The organism is Pseudomonas putida, from assembly GCF_002741075.1.
Taxonomy (GTDB): domain Bacteria; phylum Pseudomonadota; class Gammaproteobacteria; order Pseudomonadales; family Pseudomonadaceae; genus Aquipseudomonas; species Aquipseudomonas putida_T.
Genome location: NZ_CP016634.1, coordinates 5,510,979 through 5,532,896, shown reverse-complemented (window position 1 = coordinate 5,532,896; position 21,918 = coordinate 5,510,979). Strand labels below are relative to the sequence as shown.

The following is a 21,918-nucleotide window of genomic DNA, read 5'->3' as shown; positions in this document are numbered from 1 at the left end:
ATTTCATGTCGAAAGAAAATGGAGTTCCATCAATGCATCGTTACGCTGGCGTCGCGCTCCTTGTGACGTTGTCATCCTGCGCGCTGGCGCAAGAGCCCTATTCGCCTGAGTACGCCGCGTGCACGTCGCGCTCTGGCGGTATTACTTCGAACCTCAGTGACTGTGGTCATGAGGAACTGGCCAGGCAGAATGCCCGACTCGATCAGGCATACAGGATGGCAATGAGCGTTTTGCCAGCCGAGAAGAAGCAGAGCCTGCAAGCCTCGCAAGCCCTCTGGGTGAAATTCCGCGAGGCCGATTGCGGCATGTATTACTCGCTCACCGGCGGCACGATGGACATTCTGGAAGGGATGGGGTGCGAGCTGAGCATGACGGCTCAGCGAGCCCAGTCGGTGGAGTGGTTTGCCCAGAACGGCGCTGAAGACGTCGGGGAAAGTGCTGAGCAGGATGCGTGGTAAGGCCGTAACGAAAAGGCCCCGCCAGTGATCTGGTGGGGCCTTTCTTTAGCGATTACTCGGCGCGTTTCTTGGTGCTCAGGCGTTTTTCCAGTTGCTCCAGCTCTGCTAACTCCTGTGCGTCGGTCGCTGAGGCTTCGGCGCTGCGGCGCTGATGGTTGAACTGTTCATAGCGCTCATGCGCTACCTGCTTCATCTGGTCGTGGCTGACAGTGCCGGTGGTGTGCAGCAGGGGTTGTTCGTTGAAGGCCATGAAACTGTCGATGTACAGGCGCCAGTCAGCGAGTTGCAGATGCTGGCGCTGCTCGGCGCGGAGCTCGGCAAAATCCAGGAACATGCTGACCAAACGATTGAGTTGGTCTAGCTCCTCTGCATTTAGGTAATTCTTGGCTACGACGACGTCAGCTTTGCGCACGCGGTCGCCTTTGAAACTGAGCAGATTCATGTTTGGCGCGTTGGCATCGGCACGCAGCACGATCAGCTCGGCAGCCGTATGGCCTGTGACAGCAAAGAACAGCTTATTCTGGACTTCGGCAAATAGCCGGGTGGTGTCCTGCTCATTGGCGCGGTAGTCCTCCGCCAAGGTGAACAGGTCCCGCACCTTCTGGTAAAAGCGCTTTTCCGAGGAGCGAATATCACGGATGCGCTTGAGCAGTTCATCGAAGTAGTCCCAGCGGGGCTCCTTCAGGCGGATATCGTCCAGGACGAAACCCTTGATCATGTATTCGCTCAAGGTGCGGGTGGCCCATTGGCGAAATTGTGTGCCACGGGTCGAGCGTACGCGGTAGCCAATGGCGATGATCATCGGCAGGGCGTAAAGATGGGTCAGGTAGTCTTTGCCGTCAGCGGCAGTAGTAAATTTTTGGTTTACAACTGCCTCTGTGGCCAGCTCACCATCAGCGATGATGCCCTGAATATGTTTGCCAATATTCTGCTTGCTGGTTTGATACAGCTCAGCTATTTCCAGTTGCGTCAGCCACACCTGGCCACCCATTTCACGCAGGGTGAACTGTGCCAGGCCGTCGTCCGTGCTGTAGAGAATTAGATCGCTACTTGCCATTGTCAGCCACGTGCCTCGATTTCTGTCAGGGGGCTGCCCAGCCGCCAAGCAAAAAGGGCCCAGGTTTGCACCTGAGCCCTTGTTCAATATGGCGCACTCGGCGGGATTCGAACCCACGACCCCTGCCTTCGGAGGGCAGTACTCTATCCAGCTGAGCTACGAGTGCAACGGGGCGCATGATACCCATCTCGCAGGGTGACGTCCATCGCCTTGATCTGTAGCCGTTTTTGCCACAAGTCCAGTCGCCGGGCGGCGAAATATCCATATTCGATATCGATATTTGTCATGTGAGGCTTATGCGCTATTCTCTGGTCACAACTTGTTATAACAAGTCACGTCAGAGTGAAGAGAACCATGGCCGAACTGCTCCCCCTATCCCCGGTGCCGCTGTACAGCCAGCTCAAGGAGCTGCTGCGCGAGCGCATCCTCGATGGTACCTATCCGCCCCACAGCCGCATGCCCTCCGAAGCCGAACTGGGCAAGGCCTTCGATGTCAGCCGCATCACCGTGCGCCAGGCCCTGGGCGACCTGCAGAAAGAAGGGCTGATCTTCAAGATCCACGGCAAGGGCACCTTCGTCGCCAAGCCCAAGGCGTTCCAGAACGTCACCACCCTGCAAGGCCTGGGCGAATCCATGAGCCAGATGGGTTACGAGGTGCTCAACCGCCTGCGCAGCTTCCGTCATGTGCCGGCCAGTGCGCTGGTGGCCGAGCGTCTGCAGGTGGAGGAGGGCAGCCTGGTCACCGAGATCCGTCGGGTGCGGTTGATCAACCGCGAGCCGGTGTCGCTGGAGTTGACCTGGCTACCCAAGGCCATTGGCGAAAAGCTCGAGAAGGCCGACCTGGTCACCCGCGACATCTTCCTGCTGCTGGAGAACGACTGTGGCATCGCGCTGGGGCACGCGGACCTGGCCATCGACGCAATGCTGGCCGATGCCGACCTGACCCAGGCGCTGGAGGTGGAGGAGGGCTCGCCGATCATGCGCATCGAACGTCTGACCCACGCCGCCGACGGCACGCCGCTGGACTTCGAGCATCTTTATTACCGTGGCGATGCCTTCCAGTACCGCCTGCGTATCGACCGCCAGAAGGGAGCCAAGGCATGAGCATCGACACCCGCGACTACGACATCATCGTCATCGGCGGCGGCACCGCAGGGCCCATGGCCGCGATCAAGGCCAAGGAGCAGGACAAGTCCTTGCGCGTGCTGCTGCTGGACAAGGCCCACGTCAAACGCAGCGGTGCCATCAGCATGGGCATGGACGGCCTGAACAACGCGATCATTCCGGGCCACGCCACGCCCGAGCAGTACACCAAGGAAATCACCGTCGCCAACGACGGCATCGTCAACCAGGCCGCGGTGTATGCCTACGCCACCCACAGCTTCGAGACCCTTGAACAGTTGGACCGCTGGGGCGTGAAGTTCGAAAAGGACGAGACCGGCGACTACGCGGTGAAGAAGGTCCACCACATGGGCGCCTACGTGTTGCCCATGCCCGAGGGCCACGACATCAAGAAGGTGCTTTACCGCCAGCTCAAACGTGCGCGGGTCGAGATCACCAATCGCATGGTCTGCACCCGCGTGCTGCTCGATGGCGAAGGGGCCGCTGCCGGGGTCATGGGCTTCGATTGCCGCAGCGGAGAGTTCCTGGTGATCCGCGCCAAGGCGGTGATCCTCGCCTGTGGTGCGGCCGGGCGGCTCGGTCTGCCTTCGTCGGGCTACCTGATGGGCACTTACGAAAACCCGACCAATGCCGGCGATGGCTACGCCATGGCCTACCACGCCGGGGCGGAGCTGGCGAATCTGGAGTGCTTCCAGATCAATCCGCTGATCAAGGATTACAACGGCCCGGCCTGCGCCTACGTCACCGGCCCCCTGGGCGGCTATACCGCCAACAGCAAGGGCGAGCGCTTCATCGAGTGCGACTACTGGAGCGGGCAGATGATGTGGGAGTTCCACCAGGAACTCGAAGGCGGCAACGGCCCGGTGTTCCTCAAGCTCGATCACCTGGCCGAGGAAACCATCCAGAACATCGAAGAGATCCTGCACAGCAACGAGCGCCCCAGCCGTGGGCAGTTCCACGCCAATCGCGGCACCGACTACCGCCAGCACATGGTCGAGATGCACATCTCCGAGATCGGCTTCTGCTCCGGGCATTCGGCCTCCGGTGTGTGGGTCAACGAGAAGGCCGAGACCAGCGTGCGCGGCCTGTATGCCGCCGGTGACATGGCCGCGGTGCCGCACAACTACATGCTCGGCGCCTTCACCTATGGCTGGTTCGCCGGGGTCAACGCTGCCCGCTACGTGGTGGGGCGCCCCTTCGCCGAGGTGGATCTGGCCCAGGTCGAGCGCGAGCGCGAACGGGTGTTCGCCCCCCTGCACCGGGAGCACGGCCTGCCACCGGCCCAGGTCGAGTACAAACTGCGGCGCATGGTCAACGACTACCTGCAGCCGCCGAAGGTGACCAAGAAGATGGAGATCGGCCTGGCGCGCTTTGCCGAGATCGAGCGGGACCTGGCGCAGATGAAGGCCAGCAACCCTCATGAGCTGATGCGCGCCATGGAAGTGAGCGTGATCCGTGACTGCGCCGAAATGGCTGCACGGGCGTCGCTGTTTCGCGAGGAGAGCCGTTGGGGGCTGTATCACCACCGGGTGGACTTTCCTGAGCGCAACGATGGCGAGTGGTTCTGCCATTGCCATCTGAAAAAAGGCGAGGACGGCCAGATGACCAGTTTCAAGAAACCGATCGAGCCCTACCTGATTGCCCTGGACGCCCAGGAGCAGACCGCCTATGACCGGCTGCGGGTGAAAGCCGACGCTGCCTAGGCACCGCCGAACCCGTTCCCATCTGGTCCGCGGTGTTCGAGGGAGCGGGTTTACCCGCGAAAAAGGCACCGCAGAGCAAAACAATTGCTCCCACAGGACCATGCAGAGGCTCAACGAACCCCAAGGACGCCGTGAAATGGCCTATCAACCTCAAGAGATCTTCTTTCGCAGCAACGCCCCGGTCACCATCGATGAAGACAAATGCATCGCCGAGAAAGGCTGCACCGTCTGCGTCGAGGTCTGCCCCATGGACTTGCTGGCCATCAACCCGGCCACCCAGAAGGCCTACATGGCCTTCGACGAATGCTGGTACTGCATGCCGTGCGAGAAAGACTGCCCGACCGGCGCGGTGAAGGTGGACATCCCCTATCTGCTGCGCTGACCCCGCTGGGCCTGCCTGACTCCGATCTTCCACCGCTGCGGATTGCCCTATGAACGACCGAATCACCGATAACCCCGACATCCTTGCGTTGCTGCCACGCCTGGCTGATGCCGATGCTGGCGTGCGGCGCATCGCACTGATCGAACTGGCCGACCTGGAAGATCCAGACGGCCTGCCCTGGCTGACCGATGCCGTGTTGGTCGATCCCCATGCTGACGTCCGTGCCGAAGCCGCGCGCCTCTTGGAGGCCTGGGAAGAGCCTGAAGTCGTACAGGCATTGTGCGCGGCTCTGGCCGATGCCGCCGAGCCGGTGCGCCTGGCCGCGGCTCAGAGCCTGAGCGAGCTCAAGTCCCTTGAGGCGGGCGCGCTCATCCTGCCGTGGGCCAGCCATGCCGACGCGTTCGTTCGCGCCAGTGCCTTGCGGGCATTGCGTGAACTGCGTCTGGATGAAGCCGCCGGGCCTGCGCTGCTGGCCCTCGATGACCGCGACGCCTCGGTACGCCGAGAGGCCGTGGGCATTCTGGGCTGGCTCAAGCATGCCCCTGCCTTGGCGGCCCTGGCGCGCTTGGCTGGGGAGGAAACGGACACTGAGGTTCGCCGAGCCGCTATCGGTGCCCTGGGCCTGGCCCGCGATGCCAGTGTGCTGCCCGCATTGGTCGCCGCTCTGGCTGACGAGGCCTGGCAAGTACGCGAGGAGGCCGCTACCACGTTGGGCAAGGTAGGGCTGGACGATGCCGGGCCTGCATTGATTGCCGCCCTGGATGACAGCTACTGGCAGGTGCGCTTGCGCGCGGCGCGGGCGTTGGGTCGCCTGCGCCATGGCGAGGCGTTGGAGGCCCTGGCCCACTTGCTCGGCCATGCCATCGCCAACCTGCGCAAGGAGGCGGCGCTGGCCCTGGGTGAGCTGGGTCAGGCCCGGGCGTTGCCAGCGCTACGGGCCGCCGAGGCCGATGGCGACCCTGAGGTGCGCAAGGCCGTGCGCATTGCCCTGGCACAACTGCAGGGAGTGGCCTGATGAGCGCGCCCCAGGCACTGCGCAACCTGCATGGGCAAGGAGAACTGGCCGTGCAGTGGCCCGATGGATTGCAGGCAATCAGCCATGCCCGCCTGCGCGGCGCCTGCCCCTGCTCGCAATGCCGCGCGGCGCAGCTGCGCGGTGGCATCGCCGTGGTGCGCGAGGATGTGCGGTTGGAGCGGATCGAGGTGCAGGGCTATGGGGTGCAGTTGGTGTTCAGCGATGGGCATGAGCGGGGCATCTACCCGTGGGCCTATTTGCGCGCATTGGGATGATCGAGCCCTTGCACCTTCAACGGAGAAAGCCGCCAGCCGGGCAGCGTTGGCGTTCGCTGATGGTTCTTCAGAACGTGTTGTGAATCCTGCCGGGAAGGGCCGTCGGTCCTCCCATCCGCTCGCCAGCGGACCTATGGGCTAACCTGATCGAGCCTCTGGGGGCTGGCGAAGCCTGCGATGGGCCACCCGCGAAGGGCTGCAGAGCCCACCACCGATCCGGAAATCCGGCTCGGTGTTCAACCATTCGTTCTTTTTTTCGAACAGCCTATTGTCCAACACCCCAGCAGCCGCTTAGCATTCCGTTTGAGATTTCAAACGCTCGATGCCCAGGTGTTGAACACCCCTGGTGCAAGAATTCCTGATGGCGCCCCTCAGGCGCCGTTCAACAATCAATAATTCGCTCCGTCCGTGCACGGTGCTCTCAAGGGAATCCGACATGCAGCTCAAAGACGCTCAGTTGTTCCGCCAGCAAGCCTTCATCAACGGTGAGTGGCTGGACGCGGACAACGGTCAGACCATCAAGGTGACCAACCCGGCTACCGGTGAAGTCATCGGTACCGTGCCGAAGATGGGCGCCGCCGAAACCCGTCGCGCCATCGAGGCCGCCGACAAGGCCCTGCCGGCCTGGCGCGCACTGACCGCCAAAGAGCGTGCTGGCAAGCTGCGTCGCTGGTTCGAACTGATGATCGAGAACCAGGACGACCTGGCCCGCCTGATGACCACCGAGCAAGGCAAGCCGCTGGCCGAAGCCAAGGGCGAGATCGCCTACGCCGCCTCGTTCATCGAGTGGTTCGCCGAAGAAGGCAAGCGCGTCTACGGCGACGTCATCCCAGGTCATCAGCCTGACAAGCGCCTGATCGTCATCAAGCAGCCGATCGGTGTCACCGCCGCGATCACCCCGTGGAACTTCCCGGCCGCGATGATCACCCGTAAAGCCGGCCCGGCCCTGGCCGCTGGCTGCACCATGGTCCTCAAGCCTGCTTCCCAGACCCCGTACTCCGCCCTGGCCCTGATCGAGCTGGCCAACCGTGCTGGCATCCCGGCTGGTGTGCTGAGCGTGGTCACCGGCAGCGCTGGCGAAGTCGGTGGCGAGCTGACCGGCAACTCCCTGGTTCGCAAGCTGTCCTTCACTGGCTCGACCGAAATCGGTCGCCAGCTGATGGAAGAATGCGCCAAGGACATCAAGAAGGTTTCCCTGGAGCTGGGCGGTAACGCACCGTTCATCGTGTTCGACGACGCCGACCTGGACAAGGCGGTCGAGGGCGCGATCATCTCCAAGTACCGCAACAACGGCCAGACCTGCGTCTGCGCCAACCGTATCTACGTGCAGGACGGTGTCTACGACGCGTTCGCTGAGAAGCTCAAGGCCGCTGTCGCCAAGCTCAAGATCGGTAACGGCCTGGAAGAAGGCACCACCACTGGCCCGCTGATCGACGGCAAGGCTGTCGCCAAGGTCCAGGAGCACATCGAAGACGCAGTCTCCAAGGGCGCCAAGGTGCTGTCCGGCGGCAAGCTGATCGAAGGCAACTTCTTCGAGCCGACCATCCTGGTCGACGTACCGAAGAGCGCTGCCGTGGCCAAGGAAGAAACCTTCGGCCCGCTGGCTCCGCTGTTCCGCTTCAAAGACGAAGCCGAAGTCATCGCCATGTCCAACGACACCGAGTTCGGCCTGGCGTCGTACTTCTATGCCCGTGACATGAGCCGTGTGTTCCGTGTCGCCGAGGCCCTGGAATACGGCATGGTGGGTATCAACACCGGCCTGATCTCCAACGAAGTGGCGCCGTTCGGTGGCATCAAGGCCTCGGGCCTGGGCCGCGAAGGTTCCAAGTACGGCATCGAGGACTACCTCGAGATCAAGTACCTGTGCATCAGCATCTGATCACGTACTGAATTTCCCTCTGCCAGCGGGGCGCGAGAGCGACGTCTCGCTGGCCTTTTTGACACCGTAGTACCTGGTGACCAGGGTGTTCGCGACAGTCGATCAACGCATGCTGATCGTGAACGACCCCAGCCACCCCCGAATAACAGCGCCATTTCGTCGGCGCGAATGAGGGCATTATGAGCAAGACCAACGAATCCTTGATGCAACGCCGTGTCAACGCCGTCCCACGTGGCGTTGGCCAGATCCACCCGATCTTCGTCGACACCGCGAAGAACTCGACCGTGATCGACGTTGAAGGCCGCGAACTGATCGACTTCGCTGGCGGCATCGCCGTACTGAACACCGGCCACCTGCACCCGAAAGTGGTTGCCGCCGTTCAAGAGCAGCTGACCAAAGTCAGCCACACCTGCTTCCAGGTTCTGGCGTACGAGCCCTATGTAGAGCTGTGCGAAAAGATCAACGCCATGGTCCCAGGCGACTTCGCCAAGAAGACCCTGCTGGTCTCCACCGGTTCCGAAGCCGTCGAGAACGCCGTCAAGATCGCCCGTGCCGCCACCGGCCGTGCTGGCGTGATCGCCTTCACCGGCGGCTACCACGGCCGCACCATGATGACCCTGGGTCTGACCGGTAAAGTCGTACCTTACTCCGCTGGCATGGGCCTGATGCCAGGCGGCATCTTCCGCGCCCTGTTCCCGAGCGAACTGCACGGCATCAGCGTTGACGACGCCATCGCCTCGGTCGAGCGCATCTTCAAGAACGACGCCGAGCCACGCGACATCGCTGCCATCATCCTCGAGCCGGTACAAGGTGAAGGCGGCTTCCTGCCAGCGCCGAAAGAGCTGATGAAGCGTCTGCGCGCCCTGTGCGACCAGCACGGCATCCTGCTGATCGCCGACGAAGTACAGACCGGTGCTGGCCGTACCGGTACCTTCTTCGCCATGGAGCAGATGGGCGTCGCGCCTGACCTGACTACCTTCGCCAAGTCCATCGCTGGCGGCTTCCCGCTGGCCGGTGTGTGCGGCAAAGCCGAATACATGGACGCCATCGCCCCAGGTGGCCTGGGCGGTACCTACGCCGGCTCCCCGATCGCCTGCGCCGCGGCCCTGGCCGTCATCCAGGTGTTCGAGGAAGAGAAACTGCTGGATCGCAGCAAGGCTGTCGGCGAGCGCCTGACCGCTGGCCTGCGCAAGATCCAGGAAAAGCACCCGATCATCGGTGACGTGCGTGGTCTGGGCTCCATGATCGCTGTGGAAGTCTTCGAAAAAGGCACCCACACCCCGAACGCTGCCGCCGTCGCCCAGGTTGTGGCCAAGGCGCGTGACAAGGGCCTGATCCTGCTGTCTTGCGGCACCTACGGCAACGTCCTGCGTATTCTGGTTCCGCTGACCGCCGAAGACGCACTGCTGGACAAGGGCCTGGCAATCATCGAAGAGTGCTTCGCTGAGCTGGCCTGAATGTGACACGCTTCAGAAAAAAACCCGCTTCGGCGGGTTTTTTTTATGCCCAAGCCAAGCGTGGAACGCTATCGTTGTCCGAGGATTTGCCCAGGATGCTGCAACGGATTGCGTGTCAAGGATTACCAGGAGCCCGCCAATGAGCGCTGCCAACCCCATCCCGCCTTGCGTACTGATTGCCGAAGGCGATCCGTGGGTGCGCGATATGCTCCGCGAAATGTTGCTCAGCGTCCGCTGCGATGCCCGTTTGCAGGTCTGTGCCAATGGGCCGGAAGCATTGGCCGCGCTGGCGAGCAAGCCTGATCTGATCATCGCTGCCCGTGAGCTGGTCGGCGGCGACGGCCTGGACTTGCTGCGCAACGTGCGTGCTAAGCAACAAACCTCTAGCTTGCCATTCATCCTCATGAGCGAGCGCAACGACAGCGCCAGCGTGCATGAGGTATTGCCGCTGCACCCGACGGCCTACTTGAGCAAACCCCTGGACCTGGAGAACCTGCGCAAACGCCTGGAAAAACTCTTGCTGGAGGTGGGCGAGCAGGTCGCCTGCCCGGTGCCGGCCTTGCAGCCGGGCATCAAGCTGCCGGCCTATCTGGAGCAGCGCCGCGCCAGCGCCGATGGCGGGCCGCTGCTGGCCGATGTGCAGGCGGCGATCAAGCGCGCGCTCAATCCCCAGGGGCTGAACCTGAAGGCGCTGGAAGAAGAGGTGCGCAACGATCCACAGATCACGGCGGTGCTGATTGCCGCTGCCAACAGTGCCGCGCTGCATAGCGAAGTACCAGTGCAGACGCTGTTGCAGGCCTTGAACAAGCTCGGCAGTACCCAGAGCATGAACCTTATCCTGGGGCTGGCCCTCAAGCGCAGTGCGCGCCTGAGTGACCCATTGCTGGCGCGGCACGCGGCGCATTTCTGGGACCTTTCGCTGCACACCGCTGAGTATGCCCGCAGCCTGGCGCGCCTGCTCGAACTCGATGAAGAACGCTGTTACTGCGCGGGCTTGCTGCATTGCCTGGGCGATCTGGCCGTGCTGCGTTGCTTGCAGGAGTGGTGCCTGGCCGGCGGTGAGCTGGACGAGGACCAGGTACAGCTGGCGCTCAATGAGTTTGGCGCCGCCTTTGGCTCGGCGCTGCGCACCCGCTGGCGCCTGCCGCTGAGCCTGCGCGAGCTGATCGCCGCGATCTACCAGCTCGGCGGTGGTGTCTATTCCCGGGAGATCCTGGCCATGAACCTGGCCGGGCAACTGTCGCGTCTGCCGGTGGAGCAGGGCCTCGAGAAAGTCGCTAGCAGCAAGACAGCCCGCCTGCTCAAGCTGGGGATGGCGGAGCTGAGCCGGTTACGCAGGCAGGTCTAACGCTAGCGGAGAAAAACTGCGCGTAGGCTGTGATGGGGCACGCAGCGGCCCCAACTCTTCAAGGGAGGGGTGCTACCGAGCGTGTCAGCCCCGCACGATCTGGTTCTTGCCCTGACGCTTGGCCTGGTACATGGCGGCGTCGGCACGGGCGAAGAGGGCATCGATGAGGTCGTCCTGGTCGGTGAGTTCGGTTACGCCTTGGCTGACCGTGACGCCATACACCTGCTGCCCATGGCTGAAGCTCAAGTGCTGGATCTCCCGTTGCAGCCGTCCGGCGATCTGTTCGGCGATCTGGGCGGTGCAGCCGGGGAACACGGCGGCGAACTCCTCGCCGCCGATTCGCCCGAACAGATCGCCCCGGCGTAGCACGGCGCGTCCGCTGTCGGCGATGCGTTGCAGTACCTGGTCACCTTCCTGGTGGCCATAGGTGTCGTTGATCTGCTTGAAGTCATCGATGTCCAGCAGCAGGAAGGCCAGAGGCTTGCCTTCTTCCCGGGCGGTTTCCAGGGCCTGGCGGGCGCACTCGAAGAAGTGGCGGCGATTGCTGCTCTGGGTCAGCACATCGGTGGTGGCCAGGCGCTGCAGCTCGCCTTCGAGCTGTTTCTTCTCGGTGATGTCCTCGGCGATGCCGACGATGATTACGCGTTGGTCGGTGTCGCGCTGCTGGTTGACGTAGCACTTGTCGCTCAGCCAGCGCACCTGGCCTGCGGCATTGATGATGCGGTACTCGCGGTCTTCCACTGAGCCGGTGTCCAGCACTTGCGCCAGGCTGCGCTCGGCGTATTCCAGGTCGTCCGGGTAGATGCTGTCGCGCCAGGCGTTGTAGTCGGCCAGTACCAGGCTGGCCGGGCGACCGAAGATGCGCTCATAGGCGGGGCTGGCATAGAGCACCCGGCGGGTTTCCCAGTCGAATGCCCACAGCACGGCGTTGACGCTGTCGAGCAGTGAACTGTAGAGCTGCTCGCGTTCGCTCAGTCGGGCGACTTCGCCCTGGGCATGGAGCAGGGCGAGCAGGGTCTGTGCAAGTTCCGGCGGTGGATTGCCGAAGAGGGTCGAGGTGAGGTCTTTGGCCATGAGCACGGAGCGGTTCTCGGCGTGAAAGCGTGCGGCCACGATCCGGCCCGCCACGCGGGCGATATGCCGGATTTGAGTCGAGGAGGGGGGTGAAGTTCCGGTCGGCACGCCCCATGACGAGGCGCGCCGATCAACGGTGCTCAGGCCCCGGAAGGGCGCAGGGAGTAGGTTTTCAGCTGGTCGGCAAAGTCGCGTAGGGCCTGGATGCCGCTGGCTTCCGCTTCGTGGATCCAGTCTTTCATGGCGGCCAGCATGTCATGGCCGTTGGCGCTGGTGCGAGCCCAGATCTGCTGCAGGGCCAGGCGCTTTTCGTAGATGGTCTTGAGCGACTGGCTGTGGGCGAGCATGGACTCGATGCGCACGTGATGGCGGTCCTCTAGCAGGCTCGTTTCACGCGACAGCAGGCGTTTGGCACGACGGAAGTGGTGGCGCACCGAGGTATCGACTCGGGCCAGCTCCTGCTTGACCAGCGGCGCGATGACCAGCTTGCGGTACTGGGCCATGATCTGGAAGCGGTTGTTGAGGATGGCCATGGCGGTGTCCATGTCCAGGTGCGCCTTGCCCTCGACCCGATGGGCGATGGGCGCCACGCGCTGGACTTTGGCCAGGCGCAGCAGGCACAGCAGGCGAATCCACATCCAGCCCATGTCGAACTCCCAGCGCTTGACCGAAAGCTTGGCCGAGTTGGGGTAGGTGTGGTGGTTGTTGTGCAGCTCCTCGCCGCCGATCACGATGCCCCAGGGCACCAGGTTGGTGGCCGCATCCCGGCATTCGAAGTTGCGATAGCCCAACGCATGACCCAGGCCATTGACCACGCCCGCGGCCCAGAAGGGGATCCACATCATCTGCACCGCCCAGATGGTGATGCCGATGGTGCCGAACAGCAGCAGGTCGATCACTGCCATCAGGGCAATGCCGCCGAGCTTGTAGCGCGAATAGAGGTTGCGCTCGATCCAGTCGTCCGGGCAGTTCTTGCCATAGATGCGCAGGGTCTCGGGGTTGCGTGCTTCTTCGCGGTAGAGCTCGGCGCCCTTGCGCAGCACGGTACCCAGGCCCTTGTAGAGCGGGCTGTGGGGATCGTCGGCGGTTTCGCACTTGGCGTGGTGCTTGCGATGCACAGCGGTCCATTCGCGGGTGTTCTGGGCGGTGGTCAGCCACAACCAGAAACGGAAGAAATGCTTGAGCCCGGCGTTGAGCTCCAAGGCACGGTGGGCGGAGTAGCGGTGTAGATAGATAGTGACGCTGATGATGGTCACATGGGTCATCAGCAGGGTGACGCCGACCAGTTGCCAGGCCGACAGATCGAGAAAACCGTAGTACCACATAGGTGTAGAGACCCTCGAAAAAACAGGGGAACAGCGCGGGCATTATCACCGGGTGAGGAAATAAAACCAGTCGCCCTTTCCGATAGGAAGTCACGGCATGTTTCAGCCTTTATAATGCCCCATTATTTTTCATGGGCTTATCCACCCGACATGTCTGTTTCCGTTCGCGACGCCTTGCGCATGGCTGCGCTGTACCTGGTGTTCTCGTTGCTTTGGCTGGTGATGTCAGAGCAGGTTTTGGAGGGTCTTTTCGAGGATCCCGAGGTGCTGGCGGTCGGGCGGCAGCTCAATGCATTCGTCTGGATGCTGCTCACTGCCGGATTGATCTTCGTCTCCCGTGCCCGTCTGCTCAATTTCATCGGTATCGGTGCGCGGCTGCGCAGTGAGGATCGCGAACGTCTGCGCATGGCTGCGGCGGTGTTCGACAGCACCCTCGAAGGGGTACTGGTGACCGACAGCAGTGGCCTGATCGTGCATGTCAACCGTGCCTTCATGCGCATCACCGGCTATGCCCAGGATGAAGTGCTCGGCCAGCGCCCGAGCAAGTTCAAATCCGGTCGCCATGGCCCGCCGTTCTATCAGCAGATCTATGCTTCGTTGGCCGAGGGAGGCGAGTGGAGCGGAGAGATCTGGAACCGCCGCAAGAGCGGCGAAATCTACCCGCAGTGGCAGACGATCTGCGCGATTCGCGACGATGCAGGCGCGCTCACCCATTATGTGGCGGTGTTCAGCGATATCAGTGCGATCAAGCACACCGAGCAGGAGCTGGCCTACCTGGCGCACCACGACCCGCTGACCGGCCTGCCCAACCGCCTGTTGTTCAACGACCGTGCCGAGCAGGCGTTGGCGATGGCCCAGACCAACAAGCGCGGATGCGCGCTGTTGCTGCTGGACCTCGACCATTTCCAGAGCATCAACGATGGCCTGGGGCATACCTTGGGCGACCAGTTGCTCAAGCTGGTGGGCGAGCGCTTGCGTGACCTGCTGGGCAGTGGCGTGACCCTGGCGCGCCTGGGCGGGGATGAATTCGGCGTGCTGGCCGAGAACTGCCCGCAGGTCGGCCAGGCTGCCACCCTGGCCCAGGCCATCATCGAACGCATGCGCGAGCCGTTCGTCTTCGAAGGGCATCGCCTGTTCATCAGTGTGAGTGTCGGTATCAGTCTGTTCCCAAGTGATGCGCAAAGTGCCGCGCAGCTGCTGCGCAACGCCGATGCGGCGCTGTTCAAGGCCAAGAACAACGGCCGTGCCTGCTATGCCCTGTACACCGAGGAGTTGACCGCCCATGCCCAGCAGCGCGTGGAGACCGCCGGCGAGTTGCGTCGGGCGCTGGAGCATCAGGAGTTGCGGGTGTTCTACCAGCCTGTGCATGACCTGTTGAACAACAAGTTGGTCGGCGTCGAGGCACTGGTGCGCTGGGAGCACCCCACCCGTGGGATGGTTTCGCCGGGCGAGTTCATCCCCATTGCCGAGCGCACCGGGTTGATTGCCGAGATCGACGCCTGGGTGCTGCGTCAGTCGTGCCGGCAGATGATGCAATGGCAGGTCGAAGGGCGTGAGCTGCAGTTCGTCGCCGTGAACATCTCAAGCCGCCTGTTCGGCCAGCGCGAGCTGTACCGCCAGGTGGCCGAGGTGCTGCATGATACCGGCCTGGACCCTGCGTTGCTGGAGCTGGAGGTCACCGAGAGCGCGGTGATGGAGGACCCGGAAGTGGCGCTGGAGCAATTGCACCGGCTGCGCGAGCTGGGGCTGAGCCTGGCCATCGATGATTTCGGCACGGGGTACTCGTCGTTGCTGCGACTCAAGCGCCTGCCGGTCCAGAAGCTCAAGATCGACCAGGGCTTCGTGGCAGGCCTGCCCAGCGATGAAGACGACATTGCCATCGTGCGGGTGATCATCGCCCTGGCCCGCAGCATGGGCATGCAGGTGCATGCCGAAGGGATCGAACAGGCCGAACAGGCGCGCTTCCTGCTGGAGCAGCAGTGCGACCTGGGGCAGGGATACTGGTACGGGCGGCCGATGCCGGCGGCGGATTTACGCTGGCGCTGAGATGCTTAGGGCTGCTTTGCAGCCCATCGCAGATTGCGCTGTACCCGTGTAGGAGCGGCCTTGTGCCGCGAAAGGGCCGCGCAGCGGCCCCAAAGGCTAACGCTTGTTCAGCCCCTTGGCCAAGCGATCCCCACCCAGCTGGATCACCGCCACCAAGGCCACCAGCATGGCGATCACGGTCAGCATGATCTGGCTGTCGAAGCGCTGGTAGCCATAGCGATAGGCGATATCGCCCAATCCTCCCGCGCCGATGGCGCCCGCCATGGCCGAGGAATTGATCAAGGTCACCAGGGTGATGGTGAAGCCGCCGACGATCCCAGGCAGTGCCTCGGGCAGCAACACATGCCAAACGATGTGCCAGCGCCGGCACCCCATGGCCTGGGCGGCTTCGACCAGGCCATGGTCGACCTCGCGCAGGCTGACCTCGGCGATCCGTGCGAAGAACGGCGTGGCGGCGATGGTCAGGGGAACCACGGCGGCCCATACCCCGTAGGTGGTGCCCACTACCAGGCGGGTAAAGGGGATCAGCGCGACCATCAGGATCAGGAACGGGATCGAGCGGAACAGGTTGACGATCGCGCCCAGCGCCCGATTCAGCACCGGTGCTTCGAAGATCCCACCCTTGTCGCTGGTGACCAGCAGTACCGCCATCGGCACGCCGACCACCAACGCGATGAGCGACGACACGCCCACCATCAACAGCGTATCGAGCAAGCCTTCGAGCAGACGATCAAGCCACATAACCCAGTACCTCCACATCCTCGGCCCAGCGCCTGGCGCGTTCGAGCAACTGGTGCGATGCATGGGGCGAGCCCTGCACGGACAGCACCAGTTGCCCCAGGGCATGGGTGCCGATGGTCTCGATGCCGCCTTGAAGCAGACGTATCCGCCCGCCCAGGTCGTTGAACAGGTCCGACAACTGCGGCTCGCCCAGCAGGTTCAGGCGCAGCACCATGGCATCACCGGGGCCCGTCGGGTTGGCGCGCAGGTTGGCCTGCAGGGCGGCGGGCAACCTGGCCTGCAAGGGCGCGAGCAGCGTGCGGGTCACCTCGTGGCGCGGTGAGCCGAACACCCGCCAGACCTCGCCCTGCTCGACGATCTCGCCGCGTTCGAGCACCACCACCCGGTGGCAGATATCGCGTATCACCGACATCTCGTGGGTGATCAGCACCACGGTCAGTCCAAGGCGCTGGTTGATGTCGCGCAGCAGCTCGAGAATCGAGGCGGTGGTTTCGGGGTCCAGCGCTGAGGTGGCCTCGTCGCATAGCAAGATCTCAGGGTCATGTACCAGCGCCCGGGCGATGCCGACGCGCTGTTTCTGCCCCCCGGAGAGTTGCGCCGGGTACACCGGGTGCTTGTGTGCCAGGCCCACCAGTTCCAGCAGCTCGCTGACCTTGCGCTGGCGCTCGGCCTTGGGTACGCCGGCGACCTTCAAGGGCAGCTCGACGTTCTGCCATACGGTCTTGGCCGACATCAGGTTGAAGTGCTGGAAAATCATGCCGATGCGTCGGCGCAGGGTAACGAGCCGGTCTTCATCGAAGGGCGCGATGTCGGTCTGGTCGATCAGCACCCGACCCTGGCTGGGCTGCTCCAGGCGATTGATGGTGCGCAGCAGGGATGACTTGCCGGCACCGCTACGGCCAATGATGCCGAAGATTTCGCCCCGACGGATGTTCAGGTCGATGCCGTGCAGGGCGGGTTGCGCCTGGCCGGACTAGGTCTTGCCCAGGCCGATGAAGCGCACATGGGCTTCGTTGACCTCCGGGCGCAGGACCTGCTCGCTGGCGGGCGTCGGGGAGCCTTGCGGGATGGGCGCCTTGAGGGCGCTGGCGCTGCTCATCTCAGCCCTCCCAGCCGGCCTGGTACAGGCTGCCATGGGCTTTGTTCAGGGCAGCGCGCACGGCCGGTGAGTGCTGGTAGATATCGACGAATTTCGCCAGGCGTGGGTCTGCCTTGCTTTGTGGGCGAATCACGAACTGGATCACGTACTCCTTGTTCTCCAGGCCGTCGAACAGCAGCGCCGAGGTGGCATCGAAGCTGTTGGCCAGGCGGATGTAGGCCGGGTAGCCCTGGACCAGGTCGGCGTCATCATAGGCGCGCACCAATTGCACGGCCTCGACTTGCAGGATCTTCAGTTTCTTGGGGTTGGTGACGATGTCGTCCTCGGTGGCCTTGTAGCCTACGCCCGGCTTGAGGGTGATCAGCCCGGCCTTGGCCAGCAGTTGCAGGCCGCGCCCGCTGTTGATCGGGTCGTTGGCGATGGCCACGCTGGCGCCCTCGGGCAGCTCGGCGAAACTTTTGTAGCGTTTGGAGTAGAGCCCGACGTTGTTGATGATGCCGGGGGCGTAGGGCACCAGGTTGAAGCCGGCAGCGGCCTTGGCGTTTTCCAGGAAGGGGATGTGCTGGAAGTAGTTCACGTCGATGTCGCCGCTGTTGAGGCTAACGTTGGGTGCGATCCAGTCGCTGAACTCGATCAGCTTCACCTCCAGGCCTTGTTTGTGGGCTTCTTCCACCGCGGCTTCCAGCGGGATGGCGAAGGCGGCGGTGGTGCCGATCTTCAGCGGCTCGGCGGCGGTCGCGGCGCCGGCCAGGCTCAGGGACAAGACAGCGGCCGCGACGGGCCGGAACAGTTTCTCAAGCATGGTGCAGGGCTCCAGTCGGGGCAGGGGTTGGGTTGCGGTAGGCGGCGCCGGGGTGGCCAGCAGGCAGGTAGGGATGAGGTGCGCCAAACAGTTTTTCGCGCAGGGCGCCTTCGGCGTAGGCGATCTTGTAGCGGTCACGCCGTTGCAGCTCGGGGACGACCAGGTCGATGAAGTCTTCGAAGCTTTCCGGGGTCACGGTGCGGGTCAGGTTGAAGCCATCCAGGCCGGTCTGATCGATCCACTCGATCAGTTGTTCGGCAACCTGCTCGGGGGCGCCGACCAGCGTTACGTAGCGGCCTCCCAGAGCGTGCTGCTGAAGCAGGCGGCGGCGGGTCCAGGCGTTGTCCTGCAACTGGCGGGTGGCCGATTGGATCGCGTTGCTTTTGGCAAAGCCAATCGGTTCGTCCAGCCCATAGGCGGCAAAATCGATACCCGTGGAACTGGCAAAATGCGCCACGCCCGCTTCGGGGCTGGCATGGCGTAGGTATTCGGCATGCTTGGCGCGGGCCTGGGCCTCGGTCGGCGCGACGATCACGGTGATGCCCATGAACACCTTGATCGCTCGTGGGTCGCGGCCAGCGGCGCGGGCGGCAGCACGGACCTTGTCGACCTGTGCGCGGGTGGCGGCTTGGTCCTGGCCGCTGATGAACACGCACTCGGCGTGTTGGCCTGCGAATGCCAGGCCCCGGGGCGAACTGCCTGCCTGGAACAAGACCGGTGTGCGTTGCGGCGAAGGCTCGCACAGGTGGTAGCCCTCGACCTTGTAGAACTCGCCGTGATGCTGGACTTTGCGCACTTTGCCCGGCTCGGCGTAGACCCGCCGCTCACGGTCGGCGATCACGGCGTCGTCATCCCAGCTGCCTTCGAGCAGCTTGTACAGCACCTGCAGGTATTCGTCGGCCTGGTCGTAGCGCCGGTCGTGCTCGGGTTGCTGGGCCAGGCCCATGGCCCGGGCGGCGCTGTCCAGGTAGCCGGTGACGATGTTCCAGCCGACCCGACCGTTGCTCAGGTGGTCAAGGGTGGAGAGGCGCCGGGCGAACAGGTAGGGCGCCTCGTAGGTGAGGTTGGCGGTCAGGCCGAAGCCCAGGTGGCGGGTGACTGCAGCCATGGCCGAGACCAGCAGCAGCGGGTCGTTGACCGGCAGTTGGATCGACTCCTTGAGCGTCACATCCAGTGACTGCCCATACACGTCGTAGGTGCCGACGATGTCGGCGATGAACAGCCCATCGAACAGTCCGCGTTCCAGCAGACGTGCCAGGTCGGTCCAGTAGGCCAGGGTCTTGTACTGGGTCGAGGTGTCCCGTGGATGGGTCCACAGGCCATGGTTGATATGCCCGATGCAATTCATGTTGAAAGCGTTGAGCAGGATCTCTCTGGCCATCAGATGGTCCCCCGGCGGGGCGGGTTTTCCCCGTTGAGGTAGTAGTTGCCGATGGCGTGGTACTTCCAGCGCACCGGGTCGTGCAAGGTGTGCACGCGGGCGTTGCGCCAGTGCCGGTCGAGGTTGTGCTCGGCCAGGGTGGCCTGGCTGCCGGCCAGTTCGAACAGGGTGGTGCCGGCGGCGAGGGACACCTCGGTGCTGATCGCCCGGGCTTCGGCGACGGCGATGGACGCGGCGGCGACGTTGTCGGCGCTGCTGTCGTCGCGAGCCCGGTCAAGGAACGCCCCGGCCCGCTCCAGCAAGGCCTCGGCAGCGTGCAGGCGGATGGTCAGATGACCGAAGCTTCTGAGCGTGAGTGGGTCATCACTGGCCTTGTCGATACCCGAGTCGACCCACGGTCGGCTGCGGGTGCGCACAAAGTGCAGGGCGTCCTCAAGGGCGGCGCGTGCGATGCCGGTGTCGATCGCGGCATGGAGGATCTGCGCCAAGGGGCCGACGGGCGTTGGGCGGTCGAAGGCGCTCTGGAAGGGCACCACGTCCTCGTCGTGAACCTGCACGTTGTCGAACACCACGGAACCACTGCCGGTGGTGCGCTGGCCGAAGCCGCTCCAGTCATCGATCACCTGCAGGCCGGGGCTGTCCGCAGGCACGAACACCAACTGCTGAACGCCGGCATCATCGACTACCGACGTGGGGATGCGCTGGGCGTATAGGGCGCCAGTGGCGTAGAACTTGCGGCCATTGATGCGCAGGCCATCGCGGTCACGGCTCAGGCGGGTGGTGCGGTCATGGGCGGTCTTGGTGCCCAGTTCGGCCAGGGCATTGCCCAAGCGCCGGCCTGCCAGGACCTCGGCGTAGAGGCGCCGCTGCTGCTCGGGCGAGCCGTTCACCCGAAGCACTTCCAGGGCATAGAAGTGGTTTTGCGGGATCTGTCCCAGGGCGGCATCGGCCTGGGCGATGCGGGCGATGACCTTGGCCAGGGTGACGTTGGACACGCCGGCGCCGCCAAAGGCCTTGGGCACGCTGATACCCCACAGGCCGGAGCGGGTGAACAGTTCGAGTTCGGCGTGAGGCAGGAGGCGTTCGCGGTCGCGCAGGGCGCTGTCACGCTGTAATTGCTGGGCGAGGTCTTCGGCGACGGCCAGGGCTTGGGCATCGCTGGTGATGACCGCCGCCTTGGGGGTGGGGTGGGTCAGTGCGTTCATGTGTTTCTCCAGTGCGGATCGCAGGGGGCCGCTTTGCGCCCCATCGCAGGCTGTCGCCAGCGCCCGCTGGTTCCCTCGTGGCGCCCACAGGGTTCAGCGCAGGTGCAGGCGCAGGCTCGCTCAAATCCAGGAATGACGGGCAGGGCGGGTGCCGTTGAGGTGCCAGGCGCCGACGGCGTGGTACTTCCAGCGCACCGGGTCGTGCAGGGTGTGCACGCGGGCATTGCGCCAGTGGCGGTCGAGGTTGAACTCGGCGAGGGTGGCGCGGCTGCCGGCCAGCTCGAAGAGCTTCTCGCTGGCCTGCAAGGCCACTTCGGTGGTCAGCACCTTGGCCTCGGCCACGGCGATCGAGGCGCGGGCTGCCGACACCTCGTCCACCGGGCCGGCATTGACCTCGTCGAGCACCTGGGCGGCCTTGCGCAGCAGCGCCTCGGCAGCGTGCAGCTCCAGCTTGAGGCGGCCGATGTCGGCGATCACATAGGGGTCGTCGCTGGCCCGGTCGACCTTGGCCTCGATCCATGGGCGGGACTTCTCGCGCACGAAGGTGATGGCATCTTCGATGGCCGCTTCGGCGATACCGGCATCGATGGCGGCCTGGATCAACTGTGAGGCCGCGCCCTGGGTATTGGGCACGTCGCGCTGGCGCCAGTTGTCCACCACGAGCTCGGCGTCAACCGGGACCTGGTCCAGCAGCACGGTGCCACTGGCGGTGGTGCGTTGGCCGAAGCCGGACCAGTCATCGACGATGCGCAGGCCCGGGCTACCCCGGCGCACGAAGGCCAGGCGCTGGCGACCCTCTTCATCCAGGGCCTTGACCGCTACCCAATGGGCGAACAGGGCGCCGGTGGAGTAGAACTTCTCGCCGCTGATGCGATAGCGCTCGCCGTCGCGGGTGATCCGCGCCTTGAGGGTGAGGGTGTCCTTGGTGCCGCGCTCAGGCCCGGCATTGCCGATACGCCAGCCGTCCAGCACGGAGCGGAACAGCGCGGCCTGCTGATCCTCGGTGGCGGTCAGGCGCAGCAGCTGGATCATGCCGAACTGGTTCTGCGGAATCTGCCCCAGGGCCGGGTCGGCGGCGCTGATCACGCGGAAGACTTCGGCGATGGTCTGGAACGAGACCTCGGGGCCGCCATGGGCCTTGGGGATGCTGATGCTGCCCAGGCCGCTGCGGGTGAACTGTTCGATCTCGGCCCAGGGCAGCTTGCGCTGCTGGTCACGGCGCGAAGCCTGTTGGCGGGCCGCGTCGGCCAATTCCCGGGCGGCCTGGAGGGCCTCGGCGTCGTTGCGCAATACCTTGGCCGGCAGTAGCGGGGGTGAGCTGTCGAGATCGCTTGTGGACCAGACCATTCCTTACCTCACAATAGTTGAAAGCGTCGCTGGCAGCGACAGACATTTGCTGGTCCGGTGGTCCGGTCTATATACCCTATTGGTTTATAAAAACTTTATGAACTAACTTTTTGGACTATCTATAGAAGGTCAGGTTTTGGTATCGCCCACGCGCACGCATTCGCGGGTAAACCCGCTCCAACAGAGCTTGCGTCGAACTCTG

The 21,918-nt window shown here is 63.9% G+C and carries 20 protein-coding genes and 1 tRNA gene; 10 read left to right on the top strand and 11 right to left on the bottom strand.

All coding sequences use genetic code 11. The annotated features are described in order from the left end of the window. Nucleotides 1–32: 32 nt before the first annotated feature. Nucleotides 33–458, top strand: a complete 426-nt coding sequence (locus IEC33019_RS25960; protein ID WP_070090840.1) for a lysozyme inhibitor LprI family protein — start codon at nt 33–35, stop codon at nt 456–458. Nucleotides 459–510: 52 nt separating this feature from the next. Here the strand turns inward: IEC33019_RS25960 and IEC33019_RS25955 are convergent, their stop codons facing one another. Beyond that, nucleotides 511–1,632, bottom strand: a complete 1,122-nt coding sequence (locus IEC33019_RS25955; protein WP_437436774.1) for a virulence RhuM family protein — start codon at nt 1,630–1,632, stop codon at nt 511–513. Beyond that, a tRNA-Arg gene (locus IEC33019_RS25950) sits at nt 1,605–1,681 on the bottom strand. The genes IEC33019_RS25955 and IEC33019_RS25950 overlap by 28 nt, the downstream gene beginning before the upstream one ends. Nucleotides 1,682–1,869: 188 nt before the next feature. Between IEC33019_RS25950 and IEC33019_RS25945 the strand changes: the two genes are divergently transcribed. The 8 genes from IEC33019_RS25945 (at nt 1,870) to IEC33019_RS25910 (ending at nt 10,696) form a co-directional block, all read left to right on the top strand. Next, the gene (locus IEC33019_RS25945; protein ID WP_070090838.1) at nt 1,870–2,619 is read left to right on the top strand and encodes a GntR family transcriptional regulator; all 750 of its coding nucleotides are present in this window, start codon (nt 1,870–1,872) and stop codon (nt 2,617–2,619) included. After that, nucleotides 2,616–4,340 carry a fumarate reductase/succinate dehydrogenase flavoprotein subunit gene (locus IEC33019_RS25940; protein ID WP_070090837.1) on the top strand — a complete coding sequence of 575 codons (1,725 nt, stop codon included), beginning with the start codon at nt 2,616–2,618 and terminating at the stop codon, nt 4,338–4,340. Before IEC33019_RS25945 ends, IEC33019_RS25940 begins: the two co-directional genes overlap by 4 nt. Nucleotides 4,341–4,476: 136 nt before the next feature. Further along, entirely contained in the window at nt 4,477–4,722 is a 246-nt protein-coding gene (locus tag IEC33019_RS25935; protein ID WP_043208219.1) for a 4Fe-4S dicluster domain-containing protein, read from the top strand. 49 nt (nt 4,723–4,771) lie between these two features. Further along, a complete protein-coding gene (locus IEC33019_RS25930; RefSeq protein ID WP_070090836.1) occupies nt 4,772–5,737 on the top strand; it encodes a HEAT repeat domain-containing protein in 966 nt (321 codons plus the stop codon). After that, complete coding sequence (locus tag IEC33019_RS25925) at nt 5,737–6,012, top strand: DUF971 domain-containing protein (RefSeq protein WP_070090835.1); 276 nt, start codon at nt 5,737–5,739, stop codon at nt 6,010–6,012. Before IEC33019_RS25930 ends, IEC33019_RS25925 begins: the two co-directional genes overlap by 1 nt. A 436-nt stretch (nt 6,013–6,448) precedes the next feature. Next, nucleotides 6,449–7,891, top strand: a complete 1,443-nt coding sequence (gene gabD, locus IEC33019_RS25920; RefSeq protein WP_070090834.1) for an NADP-dependent succinate-semialdehyde dehydrogenase — start codon at nt 6,449–6,451, stop codon at nt 7,889–7,891. 179 nt (nt 7,892–8,070) lie between these two features. Continuing rightward, nucleotides 8,071–9,348 carry a 4-aminobutyrate--2-oxoglutarate transaminase gene (gene gabT / locus IEC33019_RS25915; RefSeq protein ID WP_070090833.1) on the top strand — a complete coding sequence of 426 codons (1,278 nt, stop codon included), beginning with the start codon at nt 8,071–8,073 and terminating at the stop codon, nt 9,346–9,348. Nucleotides 9,349–9,487: 139 nt separating this feature from the next. Next, nucleotides 9,488–10,696: a response regulator gene (locus IEC33019_RS25910; protein WP_070090832.1), complete on the top strand. Its 1,209-nt coding sequence runs from the start codon at nt 9,488–9,490 to the stop codon at nt 10,694–10,696. Nucleotides 10,697–10,780: 84 nt separating this feature from the next. Here the strand turns inward: IEC33019_RS25910 and IEC33019_RS25905 are convergent, their stop codons facing one another. Together IEC33019_RS25905 and desA are read right to left on the bottom strand one after the other, a co-directional pair. Next, entirely contained in the window at nt 10,781–11,770 is a 990-nt protein-coding gene (locus IEC33019_RS25905) for a GGDEF domain-containing protein (RefSeq protein ID WP_170831711.1), read from the bottom strand. Between the two features lie 140 nt (nt 11,771–11,910). Next, nucleotides 11,911–13,095 carry a delta-9 fatty acid desaturase DesA gene (gene desA / locus IEC33019_RS25900; protein ID WP_070090831.1) on the bottom strand — a complete coding sequence of 395 codons (1,185 nt, stop codon included), beginning with the start codon at nt 13,093–13,095 and terminating at the stop codon, nt 11,911–11,913. A gap of 150 nt (nt 13,096–13,245) precedes the next feature. Between desA and dibA the strand changes: the two genes are divergently transcribed. Continuing rightward, entirely contained in the window at nt 13,246–15,141 is a 1,896-nt protein-coding gene (dibA, locus tag IEC33019_RS25895) for a phosphodiesterase DibA (protein ID WP_070090830.1), read from the top strand. A gap of 96 nt (nt 15,142–15,237) precedes the next feature. Here the strand turns inward: dibA and IEC33019_RS25890 are convergent, their stop codons facing one another. The 7 genes from IEC33019_RS25890 to IEC33019_RS25865 all read right to left on the bottom strand — a co-directional run bounded on the left by IEC33019_RS25890 (nt 15,238) and on the right by IEC33019_RS25865 (nt 21,716). After that, nucleotides 15,238–15,882: a methionine ABC transporter permease gene (locus IEC33019_RS25890; protein WP_070090829.1), complete on the bottom strand. Its 645-nt coding sequence runs from the start codon at nt 15,880–15,882 to the stop codon at nt 15,238–15,240. Further along, nucleotides 15,872–16,834, bottom strand: coding sequence for a methionine ABC transporter ATP-binding protein (locus IEC33019_RS25885; protein ID WP_437436782.1), 963 nt, complete (start codon nt 16,832–16,834; stop codon nt 15,872–15,874). The genes IEC33019_RS25890 and IEC33019_RS25885 overlap by 11 nt, the downstream gene beginning before the upstream one ends. Nucleotides 16,835–16,855: 21 nt before the next feature. Continuing rightward, on the bottom strand, nt 16,856–16,981 hold the full coding sequence (locus tag IEC33019_RS28340; RefSeq protein ID WP_437436773.1) for a hypothetical protein: 126 nt from the start codon (nt 16,979–16,981) through the stop codon (nt 16,856–16,858). Between the two features lies 1 nt (nt 16,982). Next, entirely contained in the window at nt 16,983–17,783 is an 801-nt protein-coding gene (locus IEC33019_RS25880) for a MetQ/NlpA family ABC transporter substrate-binding protein (protein WP_070090827.1), read from the bottom strand. Then, nucleotides 17,776–19,164, bottom strand: a complete 1,389-nt coding sequence (locus IEC33019_RS25875; RefSeq protein ID WP_070090826.1) for an LLM class flavin-dependent oxidoreductase — start codon at nt 19,162–19,164, stop codon at nt 17,776–17,778. Before IEC33019_RS25875 ends, IEC33019_RS25880 begins: the two co-directional genes overlap by 8 nt. Beyond that, nucleotides 19,164–20,369 (bottom strand): SfnB family sulfur acquisition oxidoreductase, encoded by a 1,206-nt coding sequence (locus tag IEC33019_RS25870; RefSeq protein ID WP_070090825.1) that lies wholly within the window; start codon nt 20,367–20,369, stop codon nt 19,164–19,166. Before IEC33019_RS25870 ends, IEC33019_RS25875 begins: the two co-directional genes overlap by 1 nt. Nucleotides 20,370–20,489: 120 nt before the next feature. Next, complete coding sequence (locus tag IEC33019_RS25865) at nt 20,490–21,716, bottom strand: SfnB family sulfur acquisition oxidoreductase (protein ID WP_070090824.1); 1,227 nt, start codon at nt 21,714–21,716, stop codon at nt 20,490–20,492. Between the last annotated feature and the right edge of the window lie 202 nt (nt 21,717–21,918).